Origin of the sequence: Longimicrobium sp. (assembly GCF_036388275.1) — a bacterium.
Classification (GTDB): Bacteria; Gemmatimonadota; Gemmatimonadetes; order Longimicrobiales; family Longimicrobiaceae; genus Longimicrobium.
This window is the reverse complement of record NZ_DASVSF010000021.1, coordinates 63,220-82,699: the sequence shown is the minus strand read 5'-3', so window position 1 is coordinate 82,699 and position 19,480 is coordinate 63,220. Positions and strand designations below refer to the sequence as shown.

The window sequence follows — 19,480 nt, the reverse complement described above, 5'->3', positions numbered from 1 at the left end:
CGCCGACCGCAGAACAGGAAACCGTCTAATTCGCCGAAAGGAGGGGCGAGCCCATGGGGTGTCTGGCACTGAACGCATCGTACGAACCGCTGACCATTCTGCCGGTTGAACGAGCCCTCAGGCTGGTGTTCGATCGCAAGGCCGAAGTGCTCGAGGCGGACGACCGGCGCATCTACCGTTCGGCCAAGGAGCGCGTCGCGGCGCCCCTCGTCATCCGGCTGAAGCGGTTCGTGCACGTGCCGCGCAAGTTCCGCCGCCAGGTGACCAACACCTTCCTGTTCGCGCGCGACGGCTACCGCTGCATGTACTGCGGGCGCACGAAGACGCAGCTTCGCGGGCGCGAGTTCCTTACGCGCGACCACGTGCTGCCGCTTTCGCGCGGCGGGCTGAACACGTGGGACAACGTGGCCACGGCCTGCTCGGGCTGCAACAACCGCAAGGCCAGCCACCTGCCGGAAGAGTGCGGAATGCACCTGATGCAGACGCCCTCCGAGCCCAACTACGTGGAGCTGGTGTGGGCGGTGCGCCGGGTGACCCGCGTGCAGGCGAAGTACATTGGCATGTTCTACGGTGACGAGGTGCTCGACGCCCTCATCCGCCACGCCGACGACGAGCACGAGCCGAAAGGCCCCGCCGCGGAGCACGAACCCGTGCGCCACCTGGCGCTGGTGTCGTAAGGCGGGCCCGTCGAAGCTGACCGGCCCGCCTTCTTTTTGGGATGATGCCCGCTCCGGCCCACGCCGGGGCGGGCGTTCGTTATTCCGAGTGTCGCGGAAGAACTTCGTCGAATCGGGGCTGGGTCTGGCGCATGCCTCGGCCGCCCCCCATCCCCAGCCCTTCCCCCGCAAACTGCGCGGGGGAAGGGAGCCAGTCGAGCGCGCGGGGGCCAGCCGGAGCGCACTCGAATTCTCCTCTCCCCCATGGGGTTTATGGGGGAGAGGCCGGGAGAGGGGGGCGGCCGCGGCATGCGCCGGCTCACGTCGAAGCACTTCAACACCAGCATCCCCACTTCCCAACGGCGGGTTCACCCGCTTTTGCCCTGAGTAACGGCGCGAACAAAAGCCCCCCTCCAGTCGCCTGGAGAGGGGCTTTCGTTCGCTCGGTCCGATCCGGACTCCGATCAGTCGATCAGGTACAGGAAGCGGCCGCAGCTCTGGCAGGAGCGGATCTCTTCGTTGCGGTCGGCGTCCGAGGCCAGGGCCGTCGGCACCTGCACGAAGCAGCCGTAGCACGTGCCGCGGATCACCGGCACCACCGTGCGGGGGTGCTTGGCGCTCATCCGCGTGTAGCGGCTGCGCACCGGGGGCGGCAGCGAATCCACCATCTCGTCGATCTTCAGCTCGATCTGGCGGACGGCCTCGTCGGCGCTCAGGCCGAAGACCGATTCCTGGACCTCGCGATCGGCGCCGGCCTGCTCCAGCTCGCGGCGCTGCGTCTTGAGGTCCTGAATCTCCAGCAGGACTTCCAGGTGAGGATGCATGGTCCCTTGTCGTTGGTCAGGCGGCCTTTTCCTCGAGCAGCGCCAGGAACTCCCTGGGCGTCTGCACCTCCGAAAGCCGGCCCGGCACGTCGGCCTCCTTCACGAAGCCGGCGATCTTGCCCAGCACCGGAAGGTACTGGTTGGAAACCTCCAGCGGCGGCGCCACGATCAGAAAGAAGTACTGCACCGGGCTGTCGTCGATGGCCTTGAAGTCCACCCCCTCGTTCCTGCGGCCGAAGGCCACGCGAAGCCGGTTGACCACCAGCGAGCGGCAGTGCGGGATGGCGATCCCCTTGCCGATGCCGGTGGAGCCCAGGTTCTCGCGCCGCTTCAGCATCTTGAAAAGGATTCCCTGCGCCTTTTCGTCCAGCCCCAGAAGACCGATCAGCTCCTTCAGGATCTCGTCCTTGGACGAGCCCTGCAGGTCCAGGTTGATCGCGTCTTCCGTGAAGAACTCACGAAGTTCCATATGTCAAATCCCGTTGGGCAAAGCTGTTCCGTGTGTCGGCGTCCAAAAGACCCGGCAATGTAAGCCCGGCCTCGGGGCGTGTCAAAAACACGGTTTATGGCGATGGGGAAGCGCCGGACGGGGCCGGAGCCGGGGCCGGCTGGGCGGGGGGCGGCGATGCGTGCCAATGGGCCAGCTTCCACGCACCGTCAGCGGTGCGGCGGAACACCAGAGAGCGGCGCGCCGGCCGTTCTCCACCCAGGTGAAAGCTCACGGCCGCCGCGTCGGCGCCCAGCATCTGCACGTGCATGTCCCTGGGCGCCAGCCCCTGCCGCGTGCGCCCGCTCTCCCGCAGGCGCACACGCCCCTGCTCGAAGAACGGGCGGAAGCGCGCCTCCACGGCGTCCCGCCCGTCGTGCCGGGCGGGTGCGTCGGGAAACGGAAAGAACATCGTGATGTCGTCCGCCAGGTAGGCCCGGAACGGTTCCCAGTTCAAGGAGTCGAACGCCGCCAGGAACCCACGCGCCGCCGCCGCCGCGCCGGCCGAATCGGGCGCCGCCGCAAGGGTGGTGCGCGGCGCGGGGCCGGCGCTGCACGCGGCCAGCGTGCCCAGTACCAGGGCCAGGCCGAGGAGAAGAGCGGGTCTGCGCATGGTGGATTCGGTTGAGGGGGGCCAGCGTCGTGGCGGAGAAACGTTTGGTGCCGGGGCGTGATGATGCCGGAGGGAGCCGCCCGGGGCAAGGGTTCGCCGCCCTTTCTTGTACGCGCGGTGGCGGAAAGCATCCTGTTGCCGGGCCTGCGCTCCATGCGTACATTTTCAGCCTTCTCGGCGTGGTTTCACGGGCCGCACGCGCCCGCTCTTTCCATCGGCATCCCCAGAGATGGCGTCCGACGATACACCGCTGATGCAGCAGTGGCGCGAGGTCAAGGCGCGCCACCCGGACGCGCTGATCTTCTTTCGCGTCGGCGACTTCTACGAGCTCTTCAACGAGGACGCCGTCGAGGGTTCCAAGCTCCTGGGCCTGACGCTCACCTCGCGCAACAACGGCAGCAGCAAGGCCCCGCTGGCCGGAATTCCCGTGCACGCGCTGGAAAACTACCTGCGTCGCCTCGTGGGCTTCGGCAAGCGCGTGGCCATTTGCGACCAGGTGGAAGACCCCGCCCTCGCCAAGGGGCTGGTGCGCCGTGCCGTGACGGAAATGGTGACGCCGGGCGCCGTGTTCAGCGACGCCTTGCTGGATTCGCGGCGCAACAACTACCTGGCCGCGGTCGCCGGCGACGCGGCAGGCGAGGGCGACGTGGGCCTCGCCCTGGCCGATCTGACGACGGGCGAGCTGACCGTGCGGCGGGTGGACTGGGACGAGCTCCCCGACGTCCTGGGCATCCATCAGCCCGCCGAGCTGCTGCTGCCGCGTACCTGGGAGCTGTTTCCCCTCCCCGGAGCGGGGAAGGCCACGCTCACCTACCGCGGCGATTGGCTGTTCGACCCCCGCGGCGCCGCCGAGGAGCTGACCCGCCACTTTCGCGTCGCCAACCTGGCGGGATACGGCTTCGAGAGCGGCGACCAGTGGCTGGCGGCGGCGTGCGGCGCCCTCGTGTCGTACCTGGGCGAGGTGCAGCCCGCCGGGTTCGCCGGACTCCGTCCCCCGCGCGTGGAACGCCCCGGCACCGCCATGGTGCTGGACGAGATGACGCGCCGCAACCTGGAGCTGGTCGAAACCCTGCGCGGCACCGGGACGGACGGCACGCTGCTCAAGGTGCTGGACGAGGCCTGCACGCCCATGGGCAGCCGCCTGCTGCGCCGCTGGCTCCTGGCCCCACTCCTGAAGCCAGACCACGTGCAGGCGCGCCTGGACGCCGTTGGGGAGCTGTTCGACGACGACGGGATGCGGCGCGCGGTGCGGGATGCGCTCGGTGGCGTAAAGGACCTGGAGCGGCTGGCCGTGAAGGTGGGCGCCGGCCGGGCGACCCCTCGCGAGATGCTGGCGCTCTCGGCCTCGCTTTCCCGCGTTCCCCCGCTGATCGAGGCGCTCGCGCCCGCGCGGGCCAGCATGGTGGCCGTCCTGCGGGATGGGCTTGAGGCCATGGACGACATCCGCGGGGCCATCGACGCCGCGGTGGACCCCGAGGCCCCCGTCTCCCTGGGCGAGGGCGGGGTGATCCGCGCCGGGCACCACGCCGACCTCGACGAGCTTCGCTCCATCCGCGACGGCGCCGTGGACTGGATCGCCCGGCTGCAGGCCACGGAGCGCGAGCGCACGGGCATCGGCTCGCTGAAGGTGGGCTTCAACCGCGTCTTCGGGTACTACCTGGAGGTCACCCGGCTGCAATCCGACCGCGTGCCGGCGGACTACCATCGCAAGCAGACGCTGGCCAACGCCGAGCGCTACTACACGGCCGAGCTCAAGGAGTGGGAGGAGAAGGTCCTCGGCGCCGAGGAGCGCATCGGCTCGCTGGAGCAGCGGCTGTTCGCGGAATTGCGCGAGGCGGTCGCCGCCGAGGTGCCGCGCATCCAGCGCGTGGCGGACCATGTGGCGGCGCTGGACGTCCTCGCGGCACTGGCGGAGGTGGCCGTCGTCCGCGACTTCGTGCGGCCCGCCGTCGATGGGGGATTCGCGCTGGAGATCCGCGGCGGGCGCCATCCCGTCGTCGAGACCATGATGCCGCGCGAAGACTTCATCCCCAACGACGTGAAGCTGGACGAAGCCGCTCGGGTGATGATCCTCACCGGCCCCAACATGGCGGGCAAGTCCACCACGCTGCGCCAGGTGGGGCTGATCGTGCTCCTGGCCCAGGTGGGCTCGTTCGTCCCCGCGCGGGCGGCGCACGTGGGCGTGGTGGACCGCATCTTCACCCGCGTGGGCGCCTCGGACAACCTGGTCCGCGGCCAGTCGACCTTCATGGTGGAGATGAACGAGACGGCGGCCATCCTCCATGGCGCCACCCCGCGGTCGCTGGTGCTGCTGGACGAGATCGGCCGGGGGACAAGCACCTGGGACGGTCTTTCCGTCGCCACGGCGACCACGGAGCACCTTCACGACCAGGTGGGCGCCAAGACCATCTTCGCCACCCACTACCACGAGTTGACGCGCCTGGACGAGCGCCTGGCCGGCGTGGTGAACTTCAGCGTGGCGGTGCGCGAGGTGGGCGAGGACATCGTCTTCCTCCGCCGCCTCGTCCCCGGCGGCGCGGACCGCTCCTACGGGGTGGAGGTGGCGCGGCTGGCCGGCCTTCCCGAAAGCGTGGTGGACCGGGCGCGGCAGATCCTGCACGAGCTGGAGGAGCAGTCGGCCGCGCAGGCGCGAGGCGGCGCGCCCGACCCCAACCTTCAACTCGGCCTGTTCGACGGCGGCGGCCTGCCTCACCCGGCGGTGGAGCGGCTGCGCCAGATCGACCCCAACGCCGTCACCCCCATGCAGGCGCTCGTCCTCCTGGCCGACCTGGTGAAGCAGGCAAAGGGCTGACGCGGCGGGTTGCGCCGGGCCGCCCGATCAGCCATTTTGAGACGGAGAAACGGCGTTCCCCCGGGACCAGCGGCGGGGACGCCGTGGCGTGCTTTCGGAGGCTTCCACCGCCCCCGCGCCGCCCGCCGGACGCCCCTGCCCCCGCGCCGATGAACCGCCTTTCCGCCGTCCTGCTGGCCGCCGCGGCGCTCGCCGCCTGCGAGCGCGAGCCCGTCGTCGAGACGGCGCCCCGCCAGCTGACGCCGCCCCCCTTCCAGTATCCCGAAGAACTCTGGGACGCGGGGGTGCAGGGCAAGACGGTGCTCAGCATCCGCGTGAGCGAGCAGGGCACGGTCGATTCGGTGAAGGTCGACACCACCAGCGGCCACAAGGGCTTCGACTCGGCCGCCGTAGCCGGGACCCGCGAGCTTCGCTTCGCCCCCGCCACGCGCGGCGGCGCCCCCGTGGCCCGCTGGGTGGTGCTGCCGGTGGAGTTCCAGATCGAGCCTTCCGATTCCGCGGCCACCGCCGCCCCCGACGCAGCGACACCATGACCACGTCTGTGCTGGACCTCGCCTTTTCGCGCCCGCGCCACGCGCGGCCGTACGGCACCGTGCTCGAGACCATCGGGTGGACGCCGCTGATCCGCCTGAACCGCGTGGCCGAGGGCATCCGCACGCCCGTGTACGGCAAGGCCGAGTTCATGAACCCCGGCGGCAGCGTCAAGGACCGCATCGGGCCGGCCATCATCGAGGCGGCGGAGGCGGCGGGGACGCTGCGCCCCGGCGGCACCGTGGTCGAGGGCACCAGCGGCAACACCGGCGTGGGGCTGGCGCTGGCCGCGGCCATCAAGGGCTACCGCTGCATCTTCACCATCCCGGACAAGATGAGCCAGGAAAAGGTGAGGCTGCTCAAGGCCTTTGGCGCGGAGGTGATCGTCACCCCCACGGCCGTGGCGCCCGACCATCCCGACAACTACGTCATGATGGCCAAGCGCATCGCCGAGGAAACGCCCAACGCCATCCTGGCCAACCAGTTCTACAACCAGGCCAACCCCGCGGCGCACTACCGGACCACCGGGCCGGAGATCTGGGAGCAGAGCGAGGGGCGGGTGACGCACTTCGTTTCGGCTGCGGGCACCGGCGGCACCATCACCGGCGTGGGGCGCTACCTCAAGGAAAAGAACCCGGAGGTCCGCATCGTCGGCGGCGATCCCGTGGGCTCCATCATCCGCGGCTACTGGGAAACGGGCGTCAAGCCCGAGTCGGCGCCGTACAAGGTGGAAGGGATCGGGCAGGACAAGATCCCGGGAACGCTCGACATGTCCATCGTCGACGAGTGGCGCTCGGTGGACGACCGTTCGGCGATGACGATGGCCCGGCGGCTGACCCGCGAGGAGGGGCTGTTCGTGGGCGGCAGCACCGGGCTGATCGCCCACCTGGCGCTGGAGCTGGCGCGCGAGATCGACGACCCGGAGGCGCTGGTGGTGTGCCTGCTCTGCGACACGGGCGAGCGCTACCTGTCGAAGGTGTTCAACGACGAGTGGATGCGCGAAAACCAGCTGCTGGAGCCGGCCCGCGTCCGCGCGGCCGACATGGTGGCCGGCAAGAGTGACGGGGCGCCCCGGGAGATCGTCTCGGTGGCGCCGGAGACCCCGGTGCGGCAGGCGCTGGGGCTGATCACGCAGCACGACGTGTCGCAGCTTCCCGTGGTGGCCGAGGGCGACTGCGTGGGCCACCTGGCCGAGACCACGCTGATGGCCCGCGTGCTGGAGGACATGACCCTTCTCGACAAGTCGGTGCAGCACCTGATGGACCCGCCGCTGCCGGTGGTGGACGCGCACGTGGACCTGCCGGGGGTGGCGCGGCTGCTGTCGCGCCAGAACCCCGCGGTGCTGGTGCGCCGCAACGGGCGGCTGGAGGGGATCATCACCCGCCACGACGTGCTGCGGTACATGACGGCGGGGCGGTAGGCGAGGCGGTTTGGACGGGGCGCGGCCGGAGGTCGGCGGCGCCGGGGGTTCCCCGCGCGGAGGTTCCGCCGGGGAACAATGTGTTTCCCGGCCTTGGGCCGGCGGCGGCGGCATTCGTGAACATTGACGTTTGTTCCGATGCTGTTACAATTCGGGTCTGCCCGCCGCACCCGAAGTTCGGTAAGCTCATGCGGTCCCGGCCGGAGCGGCGGGGCAGTCACGCACATTCATCCTGGGGATATACCACATGAAACACTGCTGGAGGGCGGCAAGCCTCCTGCTGTGCGCGCTGGTGCTGGCCCTTGCGCTACCGGGCGGTGCCCACGCGCAGGGAGCCGTCGCCGGTGCCATCAGCGGCCGCGTCACCTCGGCCGAGGCCGAGGGGATCGCGGGAGCTCAGATCACCATCCGCAACCAGTCCACCGGCCTGGTGCGCACGGTGGTCACGCGCGAAGACGGACGCTACCGCGTGCCGGCCCTTCCCATCGGCGGGCCGTACACGGTGAGCATCACCGCCATCGGGCGGGCGCCGCAGCAGCGCGGCGGCCTTCAGGTGGCCCTGGGGCAGGACCTGCGGGTAGACTTCGAGCTGGCCACGCAGGCCCTGGTGCTGGAAGGCATCACGGTGCAGGCGCAGCGCAACCCGGTGCTGTCGCCCACCAACAAGGGGCTGCAGACGGCCATCTCCGACACGGCCATCCAGCGGCTTCCCACGCTGAACCGCAACTTCACCGACTTCGTGCGGCTGGCGCCCCAGGTGTCCAGCAGCGGCCCCGGCCTGTCGGGCGGCGGCGTGAACAACCGGTTCAACAACATCCAGATCGACGGCGCCAGCGCCAACGACCTCTTCGGCCTGGGCACCACCGGCCAGCCGGGCGGCCAGGCGGGCGGCAAGTCCATCTCGGTGGAGTCGGTGAAGGAGTACCAGATCCTGCTGTCGCCCTTCGACGTGCGGCAGGGCAACTTCGCCGGCCTGCTGGTGAACGCGGTGACCAAGAGCGGCACCAACGACCTGACCGGCTCCGCGTACTACTACACGCGCAACGAGGGCCTGGCGCGCGAGCAGGACTACATCCAGAAGTACGAGCAGACGCAGTACGGCTTCTCCCTGGGCGGCCCCATCATCCGCGACCGGCTTCACTTCTTCGTGAATCCCGAGTGGCAGGACCGCACGGTGCCCGCTTCCGGCCCCTTCTTCGGGCAGGACACCTCGGCCAACCCCAAGGTGCTGATCAGCTCGGCCCAGCTGGACTCGTTCACCACCATCCTGAACGGCTACGGCATCGAGCCCGGCAGCACGGGGCAGGTGAACAACACCAACCCGCTGGGCAACTTGTTCGGCCGGCTGGACCTGCAGCTGCCGGAGCTGAACAGCCGGATGGTGCTGCGCCACAACTACGTTCGCGCCGAGGACGACAACTTCAGCCGCTCGTCGAGCGTCTTCAACCTGTCGAGCAACGGCTACTTCTTCGAGTCGACGAGCAACTCGACCGTGGGCCAGCTGTTCACCAACTTTACGCCCGACCTGTACAACGAGCTGATCGTCGGCCTGAACACCATCCGCGACTCGCGCACGCCCAACGTCCGCGCGCCGCAGATCACCGTCGACATGGGCACGCAGGACCTGCGCGCCGGTGGTGAGGCGAGCTCGCAGGGCAACACGCTGGACCAGGACATCTTCGAGATCACGAACAACCTGAGCTGGCAGCGCGGCGCGCACCGGCTGGACTTCGGCTTCAAGAGCGAGTTCTACCACATCGACAACTTCTTCGCCCAGAACTCGTTCGGCACCTACGAGTTCCCGAGCCTGGCGGCGTTCGCGGCGGGCAACCCGAACAGCTTCACGCTGGCGGCCAACCCGCGCGACCCCACGGCCTCGCTGCCGCACGCGATGTTCGACGCGTCGCAGCTGAGCTTCTGGGTGCAGGACCAGTTCGAGCCCAGCGAGCGCCTGTCGCTGACCTTCGGCATCCGCGGCGACCGCCCGGTGATCGACGACCGGCCACTGTTCACGGCTGTCGTGGACTCGGTGTTCGGCCGCCGCACCGACCAGGTGCCCTCGGGCAACCTGCAGCTGTCGCCGCGCGTGGGCTTCAACTGGGACGTGACCGGCGACAGCCGCACGCAGCTTCGCGGCGGCGTGGGCGTGTTCGTGGGACGCCCGGCGTTCGTGCTGCTGGGCAACGCCTTCCAGAACAACGGCACCGGCATCGCCCTGCTCACCTGCAACGGCACCGCCGGGCGCACGGCGCCGAAGTTCAGCCCGGACCCCGCCACGCAGCCCACGGCCTGCGGCAACGGGCAGGGGCTGGCCAGCGGCATCATCGGCCAGGTGAACCTGGTGGACGACGACCTCCGCTTCCCGGCGACGCTCCGTGCCTCGCTGGCGTTCGACCACGAGCTTCCCGGTGGCTTCATCGCCTCGCTCGAGGGCCTCTACACGCGGGCTTCGGAGCAGTTCTTCTACCAGGACATCAACCTGAAGAGCCCCGGCGGGCTGGTTGACGCCAGCGGCGCGCCGATCACCGACCGCAACGGGCGGACGATGTTCGGCACCATCGCCGCGAACGGCAACGCAACGGCGTCGCGCGTGTCGGAGCGGTTCACGCAGGTGGTCGACGTGATGAACCAGTCCAACGACTGGGCGTACAACCTGACGGCCGGCCTGCAGCGCCGCTTCCAGGGCGGGCTGGAGATGCGTGCCTTCTACACGCACACGCGGGCTCGCGACGTGATCTCGGCCACCAGCAGCACGGCCCAGTCGCAGTACCGCTTCGGCCGCGTGCTCAGCGGGCCGCACACCGACCGGTCGGTGAGCATCTCGGCGTTCGACCAGCCGCACCGGATCTCGCTGTCGGGCGTGTACAACCTGCCGTGGGACCGTTTCCCCACGTCGCTGTCGGTGATCTACAGCGGCACCTCGGGCGATCCGTTCACCTACGTGTACGGTGCCAGCAGCTCCACCCGCGGCGACCTGAACGCCGACGGGTTCAACGGCAACGACCCGCTGTACGTGCCGCTGAACGCGCTGGACCCGAACGAGATCCGGTTCCAGACGCTGACGTCGAACAACATCACCTACACCCCCACCCAGCAGGCGGAGGCGTTCGAGCAGTTCATCAAGGAGTCGAACTGCCTGAGCGAGCAGCGCGGCCAGATCCTGAAGCGCAACACCTGCCGCAACGGCTGGAGAAACTCCGTCGACGTTTCGCTGCGCCAGGCGGTGCCCACGTTCGGTCGCCAGAACTTCTCCGTGCAGGTGGACGTGTTCAACTTCCTGAACCTGCTCAACGAGGACTGGGGCATTCAGCGCAGCGCCTCGGGCCAGTCGACGGCCAACCTGCTGACCCACGTGGCCCAGTCGAGCGCCGACATCCGCACGGCGGTTCCGGTGGTGCAGTTCAACCCCACGTTCCAGCAGTTCCTGACGGAGTCGCTGAGTTCGAACTACCAGATCCAGCTTTCGGGCCGCTACAGCTTCTAAGCCGAACGGGATCAGGACGAGGAAAAGCGGGGCGGCTTCGGCCGCCCCGCTTTCGTTCGTCTCCACCTCGCTCCCGAGCGCAGAACAGCCCGCAGTGCATACCATGCAGGGCCGTGGGATCTTGCCGCGGGAGCCACTTCGCTCGGGCGCGGCAGCGACACGGAACCCTGAGCCTCGGTTCTGGTCCCGCCTGAGGAGCGGCCCAAGGCCTCCCCGGGCGAATAAATTCGCTGCAACAACCACACGATGTCCACCTTCGTGGACTGCCTGCCGCGGTGTTTGTTATCGCTTGTGGCGCGCCTTTGCTGTAGCGAGCCCGCCGCTCTCCATTCGGGACCCGCAACGGCCATCTGTCATCCAGAGGCCCGAGCGAACGCAGAACAGCCCGCGGCCGTCACCGGCCGCGGGCTGTTCGCATCGATCGGTGCCGCGGGCTCAGTCCACCGCGCCGAAGGCCAGGGCCGCGTTGATGCCGCCGAAGCCGAAGGAGTTGGAGACCACCGTGCGCACGGGCATCGTGGCGCCCTCGCCGGTGACGTACGCCAGGTCGCACTCGTCGCCCGCGCGCTCCAGGTTCAGCGTCGGCGGCACCCAGCCGCGCTGGATGGAGAGCGCCGAGATGGCGGCTTCCAGCGCGCCGGTGGCGCCCAGGCAGTGGGCGTGATAGCCCTTGGTGCCGCTGACCTTCAGCCCGTCTGCGTGCTCGCCGAAGACGTCGCGGATCACCCGCGACTCGGTGCTGTCGTTCAGCGGGGTGGACGAGCCGTGCGCGTTGATCACGTCCACGTCCCCCGGCTGCAGCCCGCCCGTGCGCAGCGCCGCGCGCATGGCCCGCGCCGCCTGGCTGCCGTCGGGCCGCGGCGCCGTCATGTGGTGCGCGTCGTTGCTGGTGCCGTATCCCCGCACTTCGGCGTAGATGCGGGCGCCCCGCGCGCGGGCGTGCTCCAGCTCCTCCAGCACCAGGACGGCGGCGCCCTCGCCCATCACGAAGCCGTCGCGGTCGGCGTCGAAGGGGCGCGAGGCGCGCGACGGGTCGTCGTTGCGGGTAGACATGGCGCGGATGATGGCGAAGGCGCCGTAGCAGAGCGGGGCCAGCGGGGCCTCGACGCCGCCGGCGATCACCACGTCGGCCTCGCCGGCGCGGATGGCGCGCCACCCGTCGCCGATGGCGATGGCGCCCGAGGCGCAGCTCATCCCGTTCGTGGAGTTGATGCCCGTGAAGCCGAACTCGATGGCCACGTTGCACGAGGCGGCGCCGTTGAACACCGCCAGGGCGAGCATGGGGTCCACGCCGCGGACGCCCTTGTGGACGTAGCCGGTGAACTGGTTCTCCCCGTACGCCACGCCGCCCAGCGCGCTTCCCATCAGCACGCCCACGCGGTCCGGGTCTTCCGAGCCGGGATCCAGGGCGGCGTCCTCGATGGCCTGGCGCGACGCCGCCAGCGAGAACTGCGCGTACCGCTCGGTGCGGCGCGCGCGGTTGCGGTCCATGTAGTCCGTCGGCTCGAAGTCGTTCACCTGGGCGGCGATGTGCGAGCGGAAGGGCGACGGGTCGAAGCGGTCGATCTTGCGGACGGCGCTTTCCCGCTTTCGCAGCCCGTCCCAGAACCCCTCGACGCCGCTGCCGATGGGGGTGATGGCGCCGATGCCGGTGATGACGACACGGCGCGCGCCGCTGTGGCTGGACTCGCTCATGAACCGCAGGTCGGGTGAAAAACAAAGACGCGGGAGAAGGCATCCGCCGCTCCCGCGCCGTATTACGCAGGGACTTGCGCCCCCTGTACCCCGCAGCCGCCGCGAGGTGCGCCTCAGCCGCCTTCCAGGTGCCGCTTGATCCCGGCCAGCGTGCGCGAGGCCACGTGGTGGATGAAGACGGGCCCGATCACCGCGTCGGCCACCGCCCGGCGCGCCGGGGAGGGAAGGGGCCAGCGCGGCCCCTGCTTCCACCCGTGGACGATGCGCACCAGCGTGCGGCCGTCCGGCTGGGGATGGAACGTCCACTCCACGTCCATGCCGGTGGTGATGCCGTCCACGTGGCGGTAGACCACGGCCGGCCGCTCGGCATCCAGGTGCATCTCCGACACCCACCACACGGGCCAGGGCAGGGGCCCGAACCCGCGGCGCGCGGCCATCTCCACGCGTCCCGTGCCGAAGCCGTCCCGCCGCTGGAAGCGCACGTAGCGGTAGTGCGGCAGCCACTCCGGCCACCGCTCCACGTCCGCGCCCGCGCGGAAGCACGCGTCCACGGGCGCGCGGATGAGGATTTCGTCGACGGTGTACATCGCAGGGGCTAGGGGCGGTGTGGGAAAGGGCCAAGTACCAAGTACCAAGTACCAAGTACCAAGTACCGGGTACACTCCCCAGGCACTTGGTACCAGGCACTTGGTACTTCAGTTCACCGTGGAATGAAGTCGTCCTCGGCCGTGACCGACCGGCAGAACGCCGTGATCAGGCGGATCGTCGCGTCCACGTCCGCCAGGTCTACCACCTCGTTCGGCGAGTGCATGTACCGATTGGGGATCGAGACGACCGCCGTGGGCACGCCGGCGCGCTGCAGGTAGATGGCGTCGGCGTCGGTGGAGGTCATCCGCGGGCTGCCCTGGATGGTGTAGGGGATGCCCTCTTCCTCGGCCAGAGTGGCCAGCCGCTCGAAGACGATGGGATGGATGGCCGAGCCGCGCGACAGCACGGGACCGCTCCCCAGCTTGTGCTCGCCCACCTGCTTCTTTTCCACCCCCGGCGCGTCCGTCGAGAAGGTGAGGTCCACCACGATGGCGATCTGCGGGTCCAGCTTGTACGCCGAGGTGCGCGCCCCGCCACCGTGGTAGCCGATCTCCTCCTGCGCCGTGGCCACCGCCGTCACCTCGGCCTGGTCGGCCTCGCCGGTAGAGAGGGCGCGGAGCACCTCCAGCACCACGTACGCGCCGATGCGGTTGTCCACCGCGCGGCTGGCGATCAGGCCGTCGCCCAACTCGATCAGCCCCGCGTCCACCACGCCGGGGTCGCCCACGCGGATGCCGCGGGCCACCGCGCCGTCGCGGTCGCGCGCGCCCACGTCCACCCACAGGTCGCTGAGCTTGACGGCCTTTTCCTTTTCCTCGGGCTTGATCAGGTGGATGGGCTTCTTGCCCACCACGCCCACCACGTCGCCCTTCCGCGTGAGGAAGCGGATCCGCTGGCCCACCAGCACCTGCGGGTCCCACCCGCCGATGCCGTCCACGTACAGGAAGCCTTCTTCGTCCACGTGCGTCACCATCAGGCCGATCTCGTCGACGTGCCCCGCCAGCATGATGCGCGGGCCGCCCTCCCGGCCGATGGTGGCGTACGAGTTTCCGGCGACGTCGATGGTGACGCCCTGCGCGAACGCCTCGGCCTCGGCGCGCCAGACGCGCGCGGCGGCGGTTTCGAAGCCCGACGGGCCGGGGGCGTCGAGCAGGCGCTTCAGGAACTCGAACGAGGTATCTTCCATGGACGTGCTCTGGGATGAAAATCCGGTGTCGGTCAGGGCGTGTCCCCGCCGGGCGCCCCGCCCGGCGCGGCCGCGCGCCGGGCCACGTCGGGGGTGTAGGCGTGGTACAGGTGCTTGGCCAGCACCTCGGCCGCGTACACCTCGGGCGGAAGGTCTTCCAGCTCCGCCAGCGCCCGCAGCGCCTGGGCCTGGCGGGTGGTCAGCTTCAGCGTAACGGCTTCGTGCGGCATCGATCGTTTCTCGTCAGCTTTCCTCGGACCGCGCGTTCCACTGCATCTCTCGTGCGGGCGCGCCGCCGGTCAGTCCAGGGGCAGCGCCAGGAACTCCGAAACGATGCGGTGGGTGAGCCCCCAGACCACGTAGCCGCGGGTGCCCAGCGCCGGAAACCGCATCGCCCCGATCCCCTCCATCTCCAGCAGGTGCTCGGTGACGGCGCCCGGGGCCCGCAGCTCGGCGAGTGGAATCCACACCGCCGCGTCGACCTCTTCGTTGGGCACCGCCCGGGTGCCGGCGGGCACGGCGAACACGAAGGGGCGCACCAGGATGTTCGGCGCCCGCGCGGAGCGGGGCCACACGGGCTCCAGCGCGCCCAGCAGCCGCCCGCCCGCGTGCACGTCGATCCCCACCTCTTCGCGGGTTTCGCGCGCCGCCGTGTCTTCCGGCGCGGCGTCTTCCGGCTGCTCCCGGCCCCCGGGCAGCGCCACGTGCCCGGACCACGGGTCTCCCGCGCGCTCGGCGCGGCGGATCAGCAGCAGCTCCAGCCCCTCGCGGCCCAGGCGCAGCAGCAGCGCCACCGCGGCCCGCGGAACCGCCAGCTCGGGCATCGGCTCCCACGGCGGGCGCGCCGCGAGGGCGCGCGCGACGGCCGTGAATTCCGGCGGATGGGGAACGTGAGTCGTGTCCTGTGATTCCATCGGCGCGTCGGCAGCAGCGCCGGAGACCGCTTGCCCCCGCCGCGCGGAGAGGTTATCACATCGCGTTCACTTCGGCAACGTCGGCCGTCCATTCTGTCTCATATCTTGCGCGCTTCCATGGTTACGCTCCAGGACATCCGCGAGGCGCGGGAGCGCATCGCTGGGCAGGTGGTGCTCACCCCGTGCACGCCGTCGGAAACCTTCGGCGAGATGTTCGGCGGGAACGCGTGGTTCAAGTTCGAGAACCTTCAGCGCACCGGCAGCTTCAAGGAGCGCGGCGCGCTGAACCGCATGCTGCTGATGCCGGAGGGCGACCGCGCCCGCGGCGTGATCGCCGCCAGCGCCGGCAACCACGCGCAGGGCGTAGCCTACCACGCGGCGCGGCTGGGCATTCCCGCGACCATCGTGATGCCCGAGCGCACCCCGCTGGTGAAGGTGTCGGCGACGGAAAAGTACGGCGCGCGGGTGGTGCTGCACGGCTCCGTGTACGACGAGGCCATGGTCGAGGCCCTGCGCATCCGCGAGGAGGAGGGGCAGACGCTCATCCATCCCTTCGACGACCCCGGGATCATCGCGGGGCAGGGCACCATCGGGCTCGAGGTGCTGGAGCAGGTTCCCTACGTGGACGTGGTGGTGTGCGCCGTGGGCGGCGGGGGCATCATCTCAGGCATCGCCACGGCCATCAAGGAAACCCGCCCCGGCGTGCGCGTGGTGGGGGTGGAGTCGGCCGCGCTTCCCGCCGCGCTGCGCGCCCGGGAGGCGGGCGAGCTGGTGACCATCCCCCCGGCGGAAACCATCGCCGAGGGCATCGCCGTCCGCAGGATCGGCGAGAACACCTTCGGCCACATCGAGCGGTACGTCGACGAGCTGGTGGTGGTGAGCGAGGAAGAGATCGCCGCGGGGGTGCTGCTGCTGCTGGAGCGCGAAAAGACGGTGGCCGAGGCGGCGTGCGCCACCACGGTGGCGGCGGTGGTGGGCGGGCACGTGCCCGACGTGGCGGGAAAGAACGTGGTGATGATCCTGAGCGGGGGAAACATCGACGTCACGCTGATGTCGCGCATCATCGACCGCGGGCTGGTGCAGGACGGCCGGCGGGCCACCCTGCGGGTGCGGGTGAAGGACCGGCCGGGCGCCCTGGCGGCGCTGACGGCGCGGCTGGCGGAGACGGGGGCCAACGTGCTGCGGCTGGACCACAACCGCGCCATGGCCGACCTGTGGGTGACGGAGGCCGAGATCGACCTGATGCTGGAGCTGCGCGGGCGCGACCACCTGCGCCAGGTGATCGACTCGCTCCAGACGGGGGGATTCGAGGTGCACCCCGGATGAGGGACGACGCCAGCCTGCGCGAACGCATCTTTGCCCGCGACGGCAACCGGTGCGTGTACTGCGCCGGCCTGTTTCCCCCCGAGCAGCTTTCGCTGGACCACGTGCAGCCCCGCGCCCGTGGGGGAGACAACTCGCCCGGCAACCTGGTGACGGCCTGCCTGGCCTGCAACACGCGCAAGGGCCACCAGCCCGCCTGGGCCTGGCTGGCCGAGCTGCCTGGCGAGCGGGCCAACTTCCTGCGCTACGGCACCGCCGTGTGGACCCGCCTGCGCCGCGCCGTGGAGGAAGCGGCGAAATCCTGAATCCGCCACATCTCGCATATCATTTTACCGCACCTCGCCTGCCCCGCGCCGCCTTGCGCCGCGCGGGGCACGCGCGTTCACGAGCCCGGCGCACGGTTGGTGCCGGATCGTGCGCGGAGGCTGCTTTCCATCCTGTTCTGCTGGCGCGCTTTCCGCGTACTGCCAGCCACTTACCCGTGCACCGCCGCGCCCATCGGCACGCCCGCGCCCGTTTCCGGCGGGTGTGCCCGGTGATCCCTCAATCTTTACGCAAACCCTCTCCCGTGGCTCCGGGTTTGCATAGGCGAGCGGGTGCCGGTGTCGTCGCGGAGGGAGGCGTTCAGCGCCACCAATCCGCCGAAAAAAGAAGTTACCGAAGCCGGGGGGTAGGACGTGTCGCGAAGCAGGACCCAGCAGCTCGAGCGCACGCTTGGAATGGCCACGCGCTTCCTGGACGAGGTACGGTCCGACATCGGCAGGGCGGCCATGGACGGAGAAGACGTTCCGCCGCGCATCCGGAGCGTGCACGAAAAACCGGGGCACGCCACGCCGGAGTTCCGCACGCTGGCCATCCCCATCCCGGGCGACCTGGGAGGGTCCTCGCCCGAGATCCTGTCGGGGACCATCCGGAAATACGCGGAAACGCGGAAGCCCGACTGCCTGCTCCTGGCGATGGAGGCGCAGATGGATTGGGACGGCAGCCCCCACGCGGTGCTGATCGCCGAGGCGCGGGACCGCACGGGCACGCGGATGTACTGGATGCAGCCCTACCGCCCGGACGGCAGCAAGGTGGATTGGGACGACCCGGTGGAGGGCGGCTGGCGCGACCCGGGCGAGTCGGAGATGATCCTGGACGCGGCGTTTCCGCTGCGGGTGGAGGTGGACGACGTTCCCGCCGTCCGGCGGCGGGGTCGCCGCGTGGGCGACCCGCCGCGCGCCGACTAGGGCGTCAGGATCCGTCCGCCGAGCGGCTGGCGCGCGCCGCGGTGCTGCCGGGGCGCGGCGCCTGCCCGAAGCGGCGCTCCAGCTCGCCCCACACGTCGGCGGCATCCAGGCCGCGGGTGCGCCACAGCACCATCAGGTGAAAGAGCAGGTCGGCGGATTCGCTGCGGAGCTCGGCGTTGTCGCCGTTCTTGGCGGCGATCACCGTTTCGGTGGCCTCTTCGCCCACCTTCTTGAGCACCTTGTCGATGCCGGCGGTGAACAGGTACGTGGTGTACGAGCCCTCGGGCCGCTCCTGCTCGCGCGTGGCGATGATCTCGTCCAGCCGCTCCAGCATGTGCCGCGCGTCCGCCCCTTCGCCCACCGCTTCGCCGTCGATCCCCCGATGGAAGCAGCTCCGCTCGCCGGTGTGGCAGGCGGGTCCCGTCTGCCGGACGCGGTACAGCACGGCGTCGCCGTCGCAATCCATCCGCACGTCTTCCACTTCCTGCACGTGGCCGCTGGTTTCGCCCTTGGCCCACAGCGACTTGCGCGACCGGCTCCAGTAGTGGGCGCGGCCCGTGCTCCGGGTGAGCTGCAGCGCTTCGGCGTTGGCCCACGCGAGCATCAGCACCTCGCCCGTGCGCGCGTCCTGCGCGACGACGGGCACCAGGCCGCGCTCGTCGAAGGTGATCTGGTCCGTCCAGGGCATTGCGTGGGGGCGTGCTGGTTGTCGTCGTCTGCGAGCGCGGGAAGGTAGGGCGGGGGCAGGGAGTAGGGAATGGGAATGATGGGAATAGGGGATAATGAACCGGAGCCCATCCCGAAGCGGCACGCCTCTCGCCCGCGACTTTCGCACTTTCGCACTCTCGCACTTCGTCACATGCAACATGCCCTGGAACGCGTGCCTGCCTGGCGCGATGCGTGGACCCGTAGCGGACAGCTGGTCCTGCTGCTGGATTTCGATGGGACGCTGGCGCCCATCGTGGCGCGTCCGGAGATGGCCGCGATGCCGGAGCGCACCCGGCGTGCGCTCGATTCGTTGATGGCGCTGCCGGGGGTGGAGGTGGCGGTGGTCAGCGGGCGTGGGCTGGCGGACGTGCGGGAGCGCGCCGCCATCCCGGGGATCGCCTACGCGGGGAACCACGGGATGGAGATCGAGGGCGCGGGGCTGCACCGCATTCACCCCGAAGCCGCGGCCGCGCGTCCCGAGCTGGAAGTGGTGGCGCGGGAGATCGGGTACGTGCTGGGGGCGATCGACGGTGCGTTCGTCGAGGACAAGGGGCTTACGCTGAGCATTCATTACCGCCAGGCGGCGGACCACGAGGCGGAGGTGCGGAACGCCGTCTACGGGGCGGCGGACGGGCGCTCCGGGCTCCACGTGACGGAGGGGAAGATGGTGCTGGAGGTGCGCCCCCGCGTGGAGTGGGACAAGGGTCGCGCGGTGCTCTTTCTCCTGGACCAGATGTGCCCGCCGGAGGGAGCCCCCGTGCTGTACCTGGGCGATGATCGTACCGACGAGGACGCGTTCCGCGCGCTGGAAGGCTGGAGCCCGTCCGCCGAGGGCGTGCTCATTGCCGATCCGCTCCCGGCCGAGAGCGCCGCCCGGTCGTACCTGCGCGACCCGGCGGAAGTGGGCGAGTTGTTCGAGGCGCTGGGCGGCAGCAGGTGATCCCTGCCACCTGCGGCACAGAATCTCGACATCGATGCGGATCGAGAGCACCGTTTCGACAGACGGGCCA

At 70.1% G+C, this 19,480-nt stretch carries 18 protein-coding genes; 9 read left to right on the top strand and 9 right to left on the bottom strand.

Annotated elements, in window-relative coordinates:
• The first annotated feature begins 53 nt into the window (after nt 1-53).
• Nucleotides 54-677 carry an HNH endonuclease gene (locus VF632_RS05995; protein WP_331021953.1) on the top strand — a complete coding sequence of 208 codons (624 nt, stop codon included), beginning with the start codon at nt 54-56 and terminating at the stop codon, nt 675-677.
• Between the two features lie 443 nt (nt 678-1,120).
• Here VF632_RS05995 and VF632_RS05990 read toward each other — a convergent pair whose 3' ends face one another.
• The 3 genes from VF632_RS05990 to VF632_RS05980 all read right to left on the bottom strand — a co-directional run bounded on the left by VF632_RS05990 (nt 1,121) and on the right by VF632_RS05980 (nt 2,580).
• Nucleotides 1,121-1,480, bottom strand: coding sequence for a C4-type zinc ribbon domain-containing protein (locus VF632_RS05990; RefSeq protein ID WP_331021952.1), 360 nt, complete (start codon nt 1,478-1,480; stop codon nt 1,121-1,123).
• A gap of 16 nt (nt 1,481-1,496) precedes the next feature.
• Nucleotides 1,497-1,949 (bottom strand): PTS sugar transporter subunit IIA, encoded by a 453-nt coding sequence (locus tag VF632_RS05985; RefSeq protein ID WP_331021951.1) that lies wholly within the window; start codon nt 1,947-1,949, stop codon nt 1,497-1,499.
• Nucleotides 1,950-2,043: 94 nt separating this feature from the next.
• Nucleotides 2,044-2,580, bottom strand: a complete 537-nt coding sequence (locus tag VF632_RS05980) for a nuclear transport factor 2 family protein (RefSeq protein ID WP_331021950.1) — start codon at nt 2,578-2,580, stop codon at nt 2,044-2,046.
• A gap of 229 nt (nt 2,581-2,809) precedes the next feature.
• Here VF632_RS05980 and mutS point away from each other — a divergent pair, with 229 nt between their 5' ends.
• The 4 genes from mutS (at nt 2,810) to VF632_RS05960 (ending at nt 10,827) form a co-directional block, all read left to right on the top strand.
• Complete coding sequence (gene mutS / locus VF632_RS05975; RefSeq protein ID WP_331021949.1) at nt 2,810-5,392, top strand: DNA mismatch repair protein MutS; 2,583 nt, start codon at nt 2,810-2,812, stop codon at nt 5,390-5,392.
• A 149-nt stretch (nt 5,393-5,541) separates the two neighbouring features.
• Entirely contained in the window at nt 5,542-5,925 is a 384-nt protein-coding gene (locus VF632_RS05970) for an energy transducer TonB (RefSeq protein ID WP_331021948.1), read from the top strand.
• Complete coding sequence (locus VF632_RS05965) at nt 5,922-7,343, top strand: pyridoxal-phosphate dependent enzyme (RefSeq protein ID WP_331021947.1); 1,422 nt, start codon at nt 5,922-5,924, stop codon at nt 7,341-7,343. Before VF632_RS05970 ends, VF632_RS05965 begins: the two co-directional genes overlap by 4 nt.
• 247 nt (nt 7,344-7,590) lie before the next feature.
• Nucleotides 7,591-10,827: a TonB-dependent receptor gene (locus VF632_RS05960; protein WP_331021946.1), complete on the top strand. Its 3,237-nt coding sequence runs from the start codon at nt 7,591-7,593 to the stop codon at nt 10,825-10,827.
• 435 nt (nt 10,828-11,262) lie between these two features.
• Here the strand turns inward: VF632_RS05960 and fabF are convergent, their stop codons facing one another.
• The 5 genes from fabF to VF632_RS05935 all read right to left on the bottom strand — a co-directional run bounded on the left by fabF (nt 11,263) and on the right by VF632_RS05935 (nt 15,210).
• Nucleotides 11,263-12,522 (bottom strand): beta-ketoacyl-ACP synthase II, encoded by a 1,260-nt coding sequence (gene fabF / locus VF632_RS05955; RefSeq protein WP_331021945.1) that lies wholly within the window; start codon nt 12,520-12,522, stop codon nt 11,263-11,265.
• Nucleotides 12,523-12,635: 113 nt separating this feature from the next.
• The gene (locus tag VF632_RS05950; RefSeq protein WP_331021944.1) at nt 12,636-13,109 is read right to left on the bottom strand and encodes a type II toxin-antitoxin system RatA family toxin; all 474 of its coding nucleotides are present in this window, start codon (nt 13,107-13,109) and stop codon (nt 12,636-12,638) included.
• A gap of 113 nt (nt 13,110-13,222) precedes the next feature.
• Nucleotides 13,223-14,296: a M42 family metallopeptidase gene (locus VF632_RS05945; RefSeq protein ID WP_331021943.1), complete on the bottom strand. Its 1,074-nt coding sequence runs from the start codon at nt 14,294-14,296 to the stop codon at nt 13,223-13,225.
• Nucleotides 14,297-14,328: 32 nt separating this feature from the next.
• On the bottom strand, nt 14,329-14,526 hold the full coding sequence (locus tag VF632_RS05940; protein WP_331021942.1) for a hypothetical protein: 198 nt from the start codon (nt 14,524-14,526) through the stop codon (nt 14,329-14,331).
• A 69-nt stretch (nt 14,527-14,595) separates the two neighbouring features.
• The gene (locus VF632_RS05935; protein ID WP_331021941.1) at nt 14,596-15,210 is read right to left on the bottom strand and encodes a CoA pyrophosphatase; all 615 of its coding nucleotides are present in this window, start codon (nt 15,208-15,210) and stop codon (nt 14,596-14,598) included.
• 117 nt (nt 15,211-15,327) lie between these two features.
• Here VF632_RS05935 and ilvA point away from each other — a divergent pair, with 117 nt between their 5' ends.
• The 3 genes from ilvA (at nt 15,328) to VF632_RS05920 (ending at nt 17,762) form a co-directional block, all read left to right on the top strand.
• A complete protein-coding gene (ilvA, locus tag VF632_RS05930; protein ID WP_331021940.1) occupies nt 15,328-16,536 on the top strand; it encodes a threonine ammonia-lyase in 1,209 nt (402 codons plus the stop codon).
• Nucleotides 16,533-16,838, top strand: a complete 306-nt coding sequence (locus VF632_RS05925) for an HNH endonuclease (protein ID WP_331021939.1) — start codon at nt 16,533-16,535, stop codon at nt 16,836-16,838. The genes ilvA and VF632_RS05925 overlap by 4 nt, the downstream gene beginning before the upstream one ends.
• Nucleotides 16,839-17,252: 414 nt before the next feature.
• Entirely contained in the window at nt 17,253-17,762 is a 510-nt protein-coding gene (locus tag VF632_RS05920) for a hypothetical protein (RefSeq protein WP_331021938.1), read from the top strand.
• A 4-nt stretch (nt 17,763-17,766) separates the two neighbouring features.
• Here the strand turns inward: VF632_RS05920 and hisIE are convergent, their stop codons facing one another.
• Nucleotides 17,767-18,450 (bottom strand): bifunctional phosphoribosyl-AMP cyclohydrolase/phosphoribosyl-ATP diphosphatase HisIE, encoded by a 684-nt coding sequence (gene hisIE, locus VF632_RS05915; protein ID WP_331021937.1) that lies wholly within the window; start codon nt 18,448-18,450, stop codon nt 17,767-17,769.
• Nucleotides 18,451-18,642: 192 nt separating this feature from the next.
• On the opposite strand from hisIE, the gene otsB reads away from it, so the two are divergent.
• Nucleotides 18,643-19,410, top strand: coding sequence for a trehalose-phosphatase (otsB, locus tag VF632_RS05910; RefSeq protein WP_331021936.1), 768 nt, complete (start codon nt 18,643-18,645; stop codon nt 19,408-19,410).
• Nucleotides 19,411-19,480 lie beyond the last annotated feature (70 nt).

Excerpts from the sequence above, each read along its gene's own strand:
- VF632_RS05995 (WP_331021953.1), top strand. The coding sequence starts at position 54 with ATGGGGTGTCTGGCACTGAACGCATCGTACGAACCGCTGACCATTCTG.
- VF632_RS05990 (WP_331021952.1), bottom strand. The coding sequence starts at position 1,480 with ATGCATCCTCACCTGGAAGTCCTGCTGGAGATTCAGGACCTCAAGACG.
- VF632_RS05985 (WP_331021951.1), bottom strand. The coding sequence starts at position 1,949 with ATGGAACTTCGTGAGTTCTTCACGGAAGACGCGATCAACCTGGACCTG.
- VF632_RS05980 (WP_331021950.1), bottom strand. The coding sequence starts at position 2,580 with ATGCGCAGACCCGCTCTTCTCCTCGGCCTGGCCCTGGTACTGGGCACG.
- mutS (WP_331021949.1), top strand. The coding sequence starts at position 2,810 with ATGGCGTCCGACGATACACCGCTGATGCAGCAGTGGCGCGAGGTCAAG.
- VF632_RS05970 (WP_331021948.1), top strand. The coding sequence starts at position 5,542 with ATGAACCGCCTTTCCGCCGTCCTGCTGGCCGCCGCGGCGCTCGCCGCC.
- VF632_RS05965 (WP_331021947.1), top strand. The coding sequence starts at position 5,922 with ATGACCACGTCTGTGCTGGACCTCGCCTTTTCGCGCCCGCGCCACGCG.
- VF632_RS05960 (WP_331021946.1), top strand. The coding sequence starts at position 7,591 with ATGAAACACTGCTGGAGGGCGGCAAGCCTCCTGCTGTGCGCGCTGGTG.
- fabF (WP_331021945.1), bottom strand. The coding sequence starts at position 12,522 with ATGAGCGAGTCCAGCCACAGCGGCGCGCGCCGTGTCGTCATCACCGGC.
- VF632_RS05950 (WP_331021944.1), bottom strand. The coding sequence starts at position 13,109 with ATGTACACCGTCGACGAAATCCTCATCCGCGCGCCCGTGGACGCGTGC.
- VF632_RS05945 (WP_331021943.1), bottom strand. The coding sequence starts at position 14,296 with ATGGAAGATACCTCGTTCGAGTTCCTGAAGCGCCTGCTCGACGCCCCC.
- VF632_RS05940 (WP_331021942.1), bottom strand. The coding sequence starts at position 14,526 with ATGCCGCACGAAGCCGTTACGCTGAAGCTGACCACCCGCCAGGCCCAG.
- VF632_RS05935 (WP_331021941.1), bottom strand. The coding sequence starts at position 15,210 with ATGGAATCACAGGACACGACTCACGTTCCCCATCCGCCGGAATTCACG.
- ilvA (WP_331021940.1), top strand. The coding sequence starts at position 15,328 with ATGGTTACGCTCCAGGACATCCGCGAGGCGCGGGAGCGCATCGCTGGG.
- VF632_RS05925 (WP_331021939.1), top strand. The coding sequence starts at position 16,533 with ATGAGGGACGACGCCAGCCTGCGCGAACGCATCTTTGCCCGCGACGGC.
- VF632_RS05920 (WP_331021938.1), top strand. The coding sequence starts at position 17,253 with ATGGCCACGCGCTTCCTGGACGAGGTACGGTCCGACATCGGCAGGGCG.
- hisIE (WP_331021937.1), bottom strand. The coding sequence starts at position 18,450 with ATGCCCTGGACGGACCAGATCACCTTCGACGAGCGCGGCCTGGTGCCC.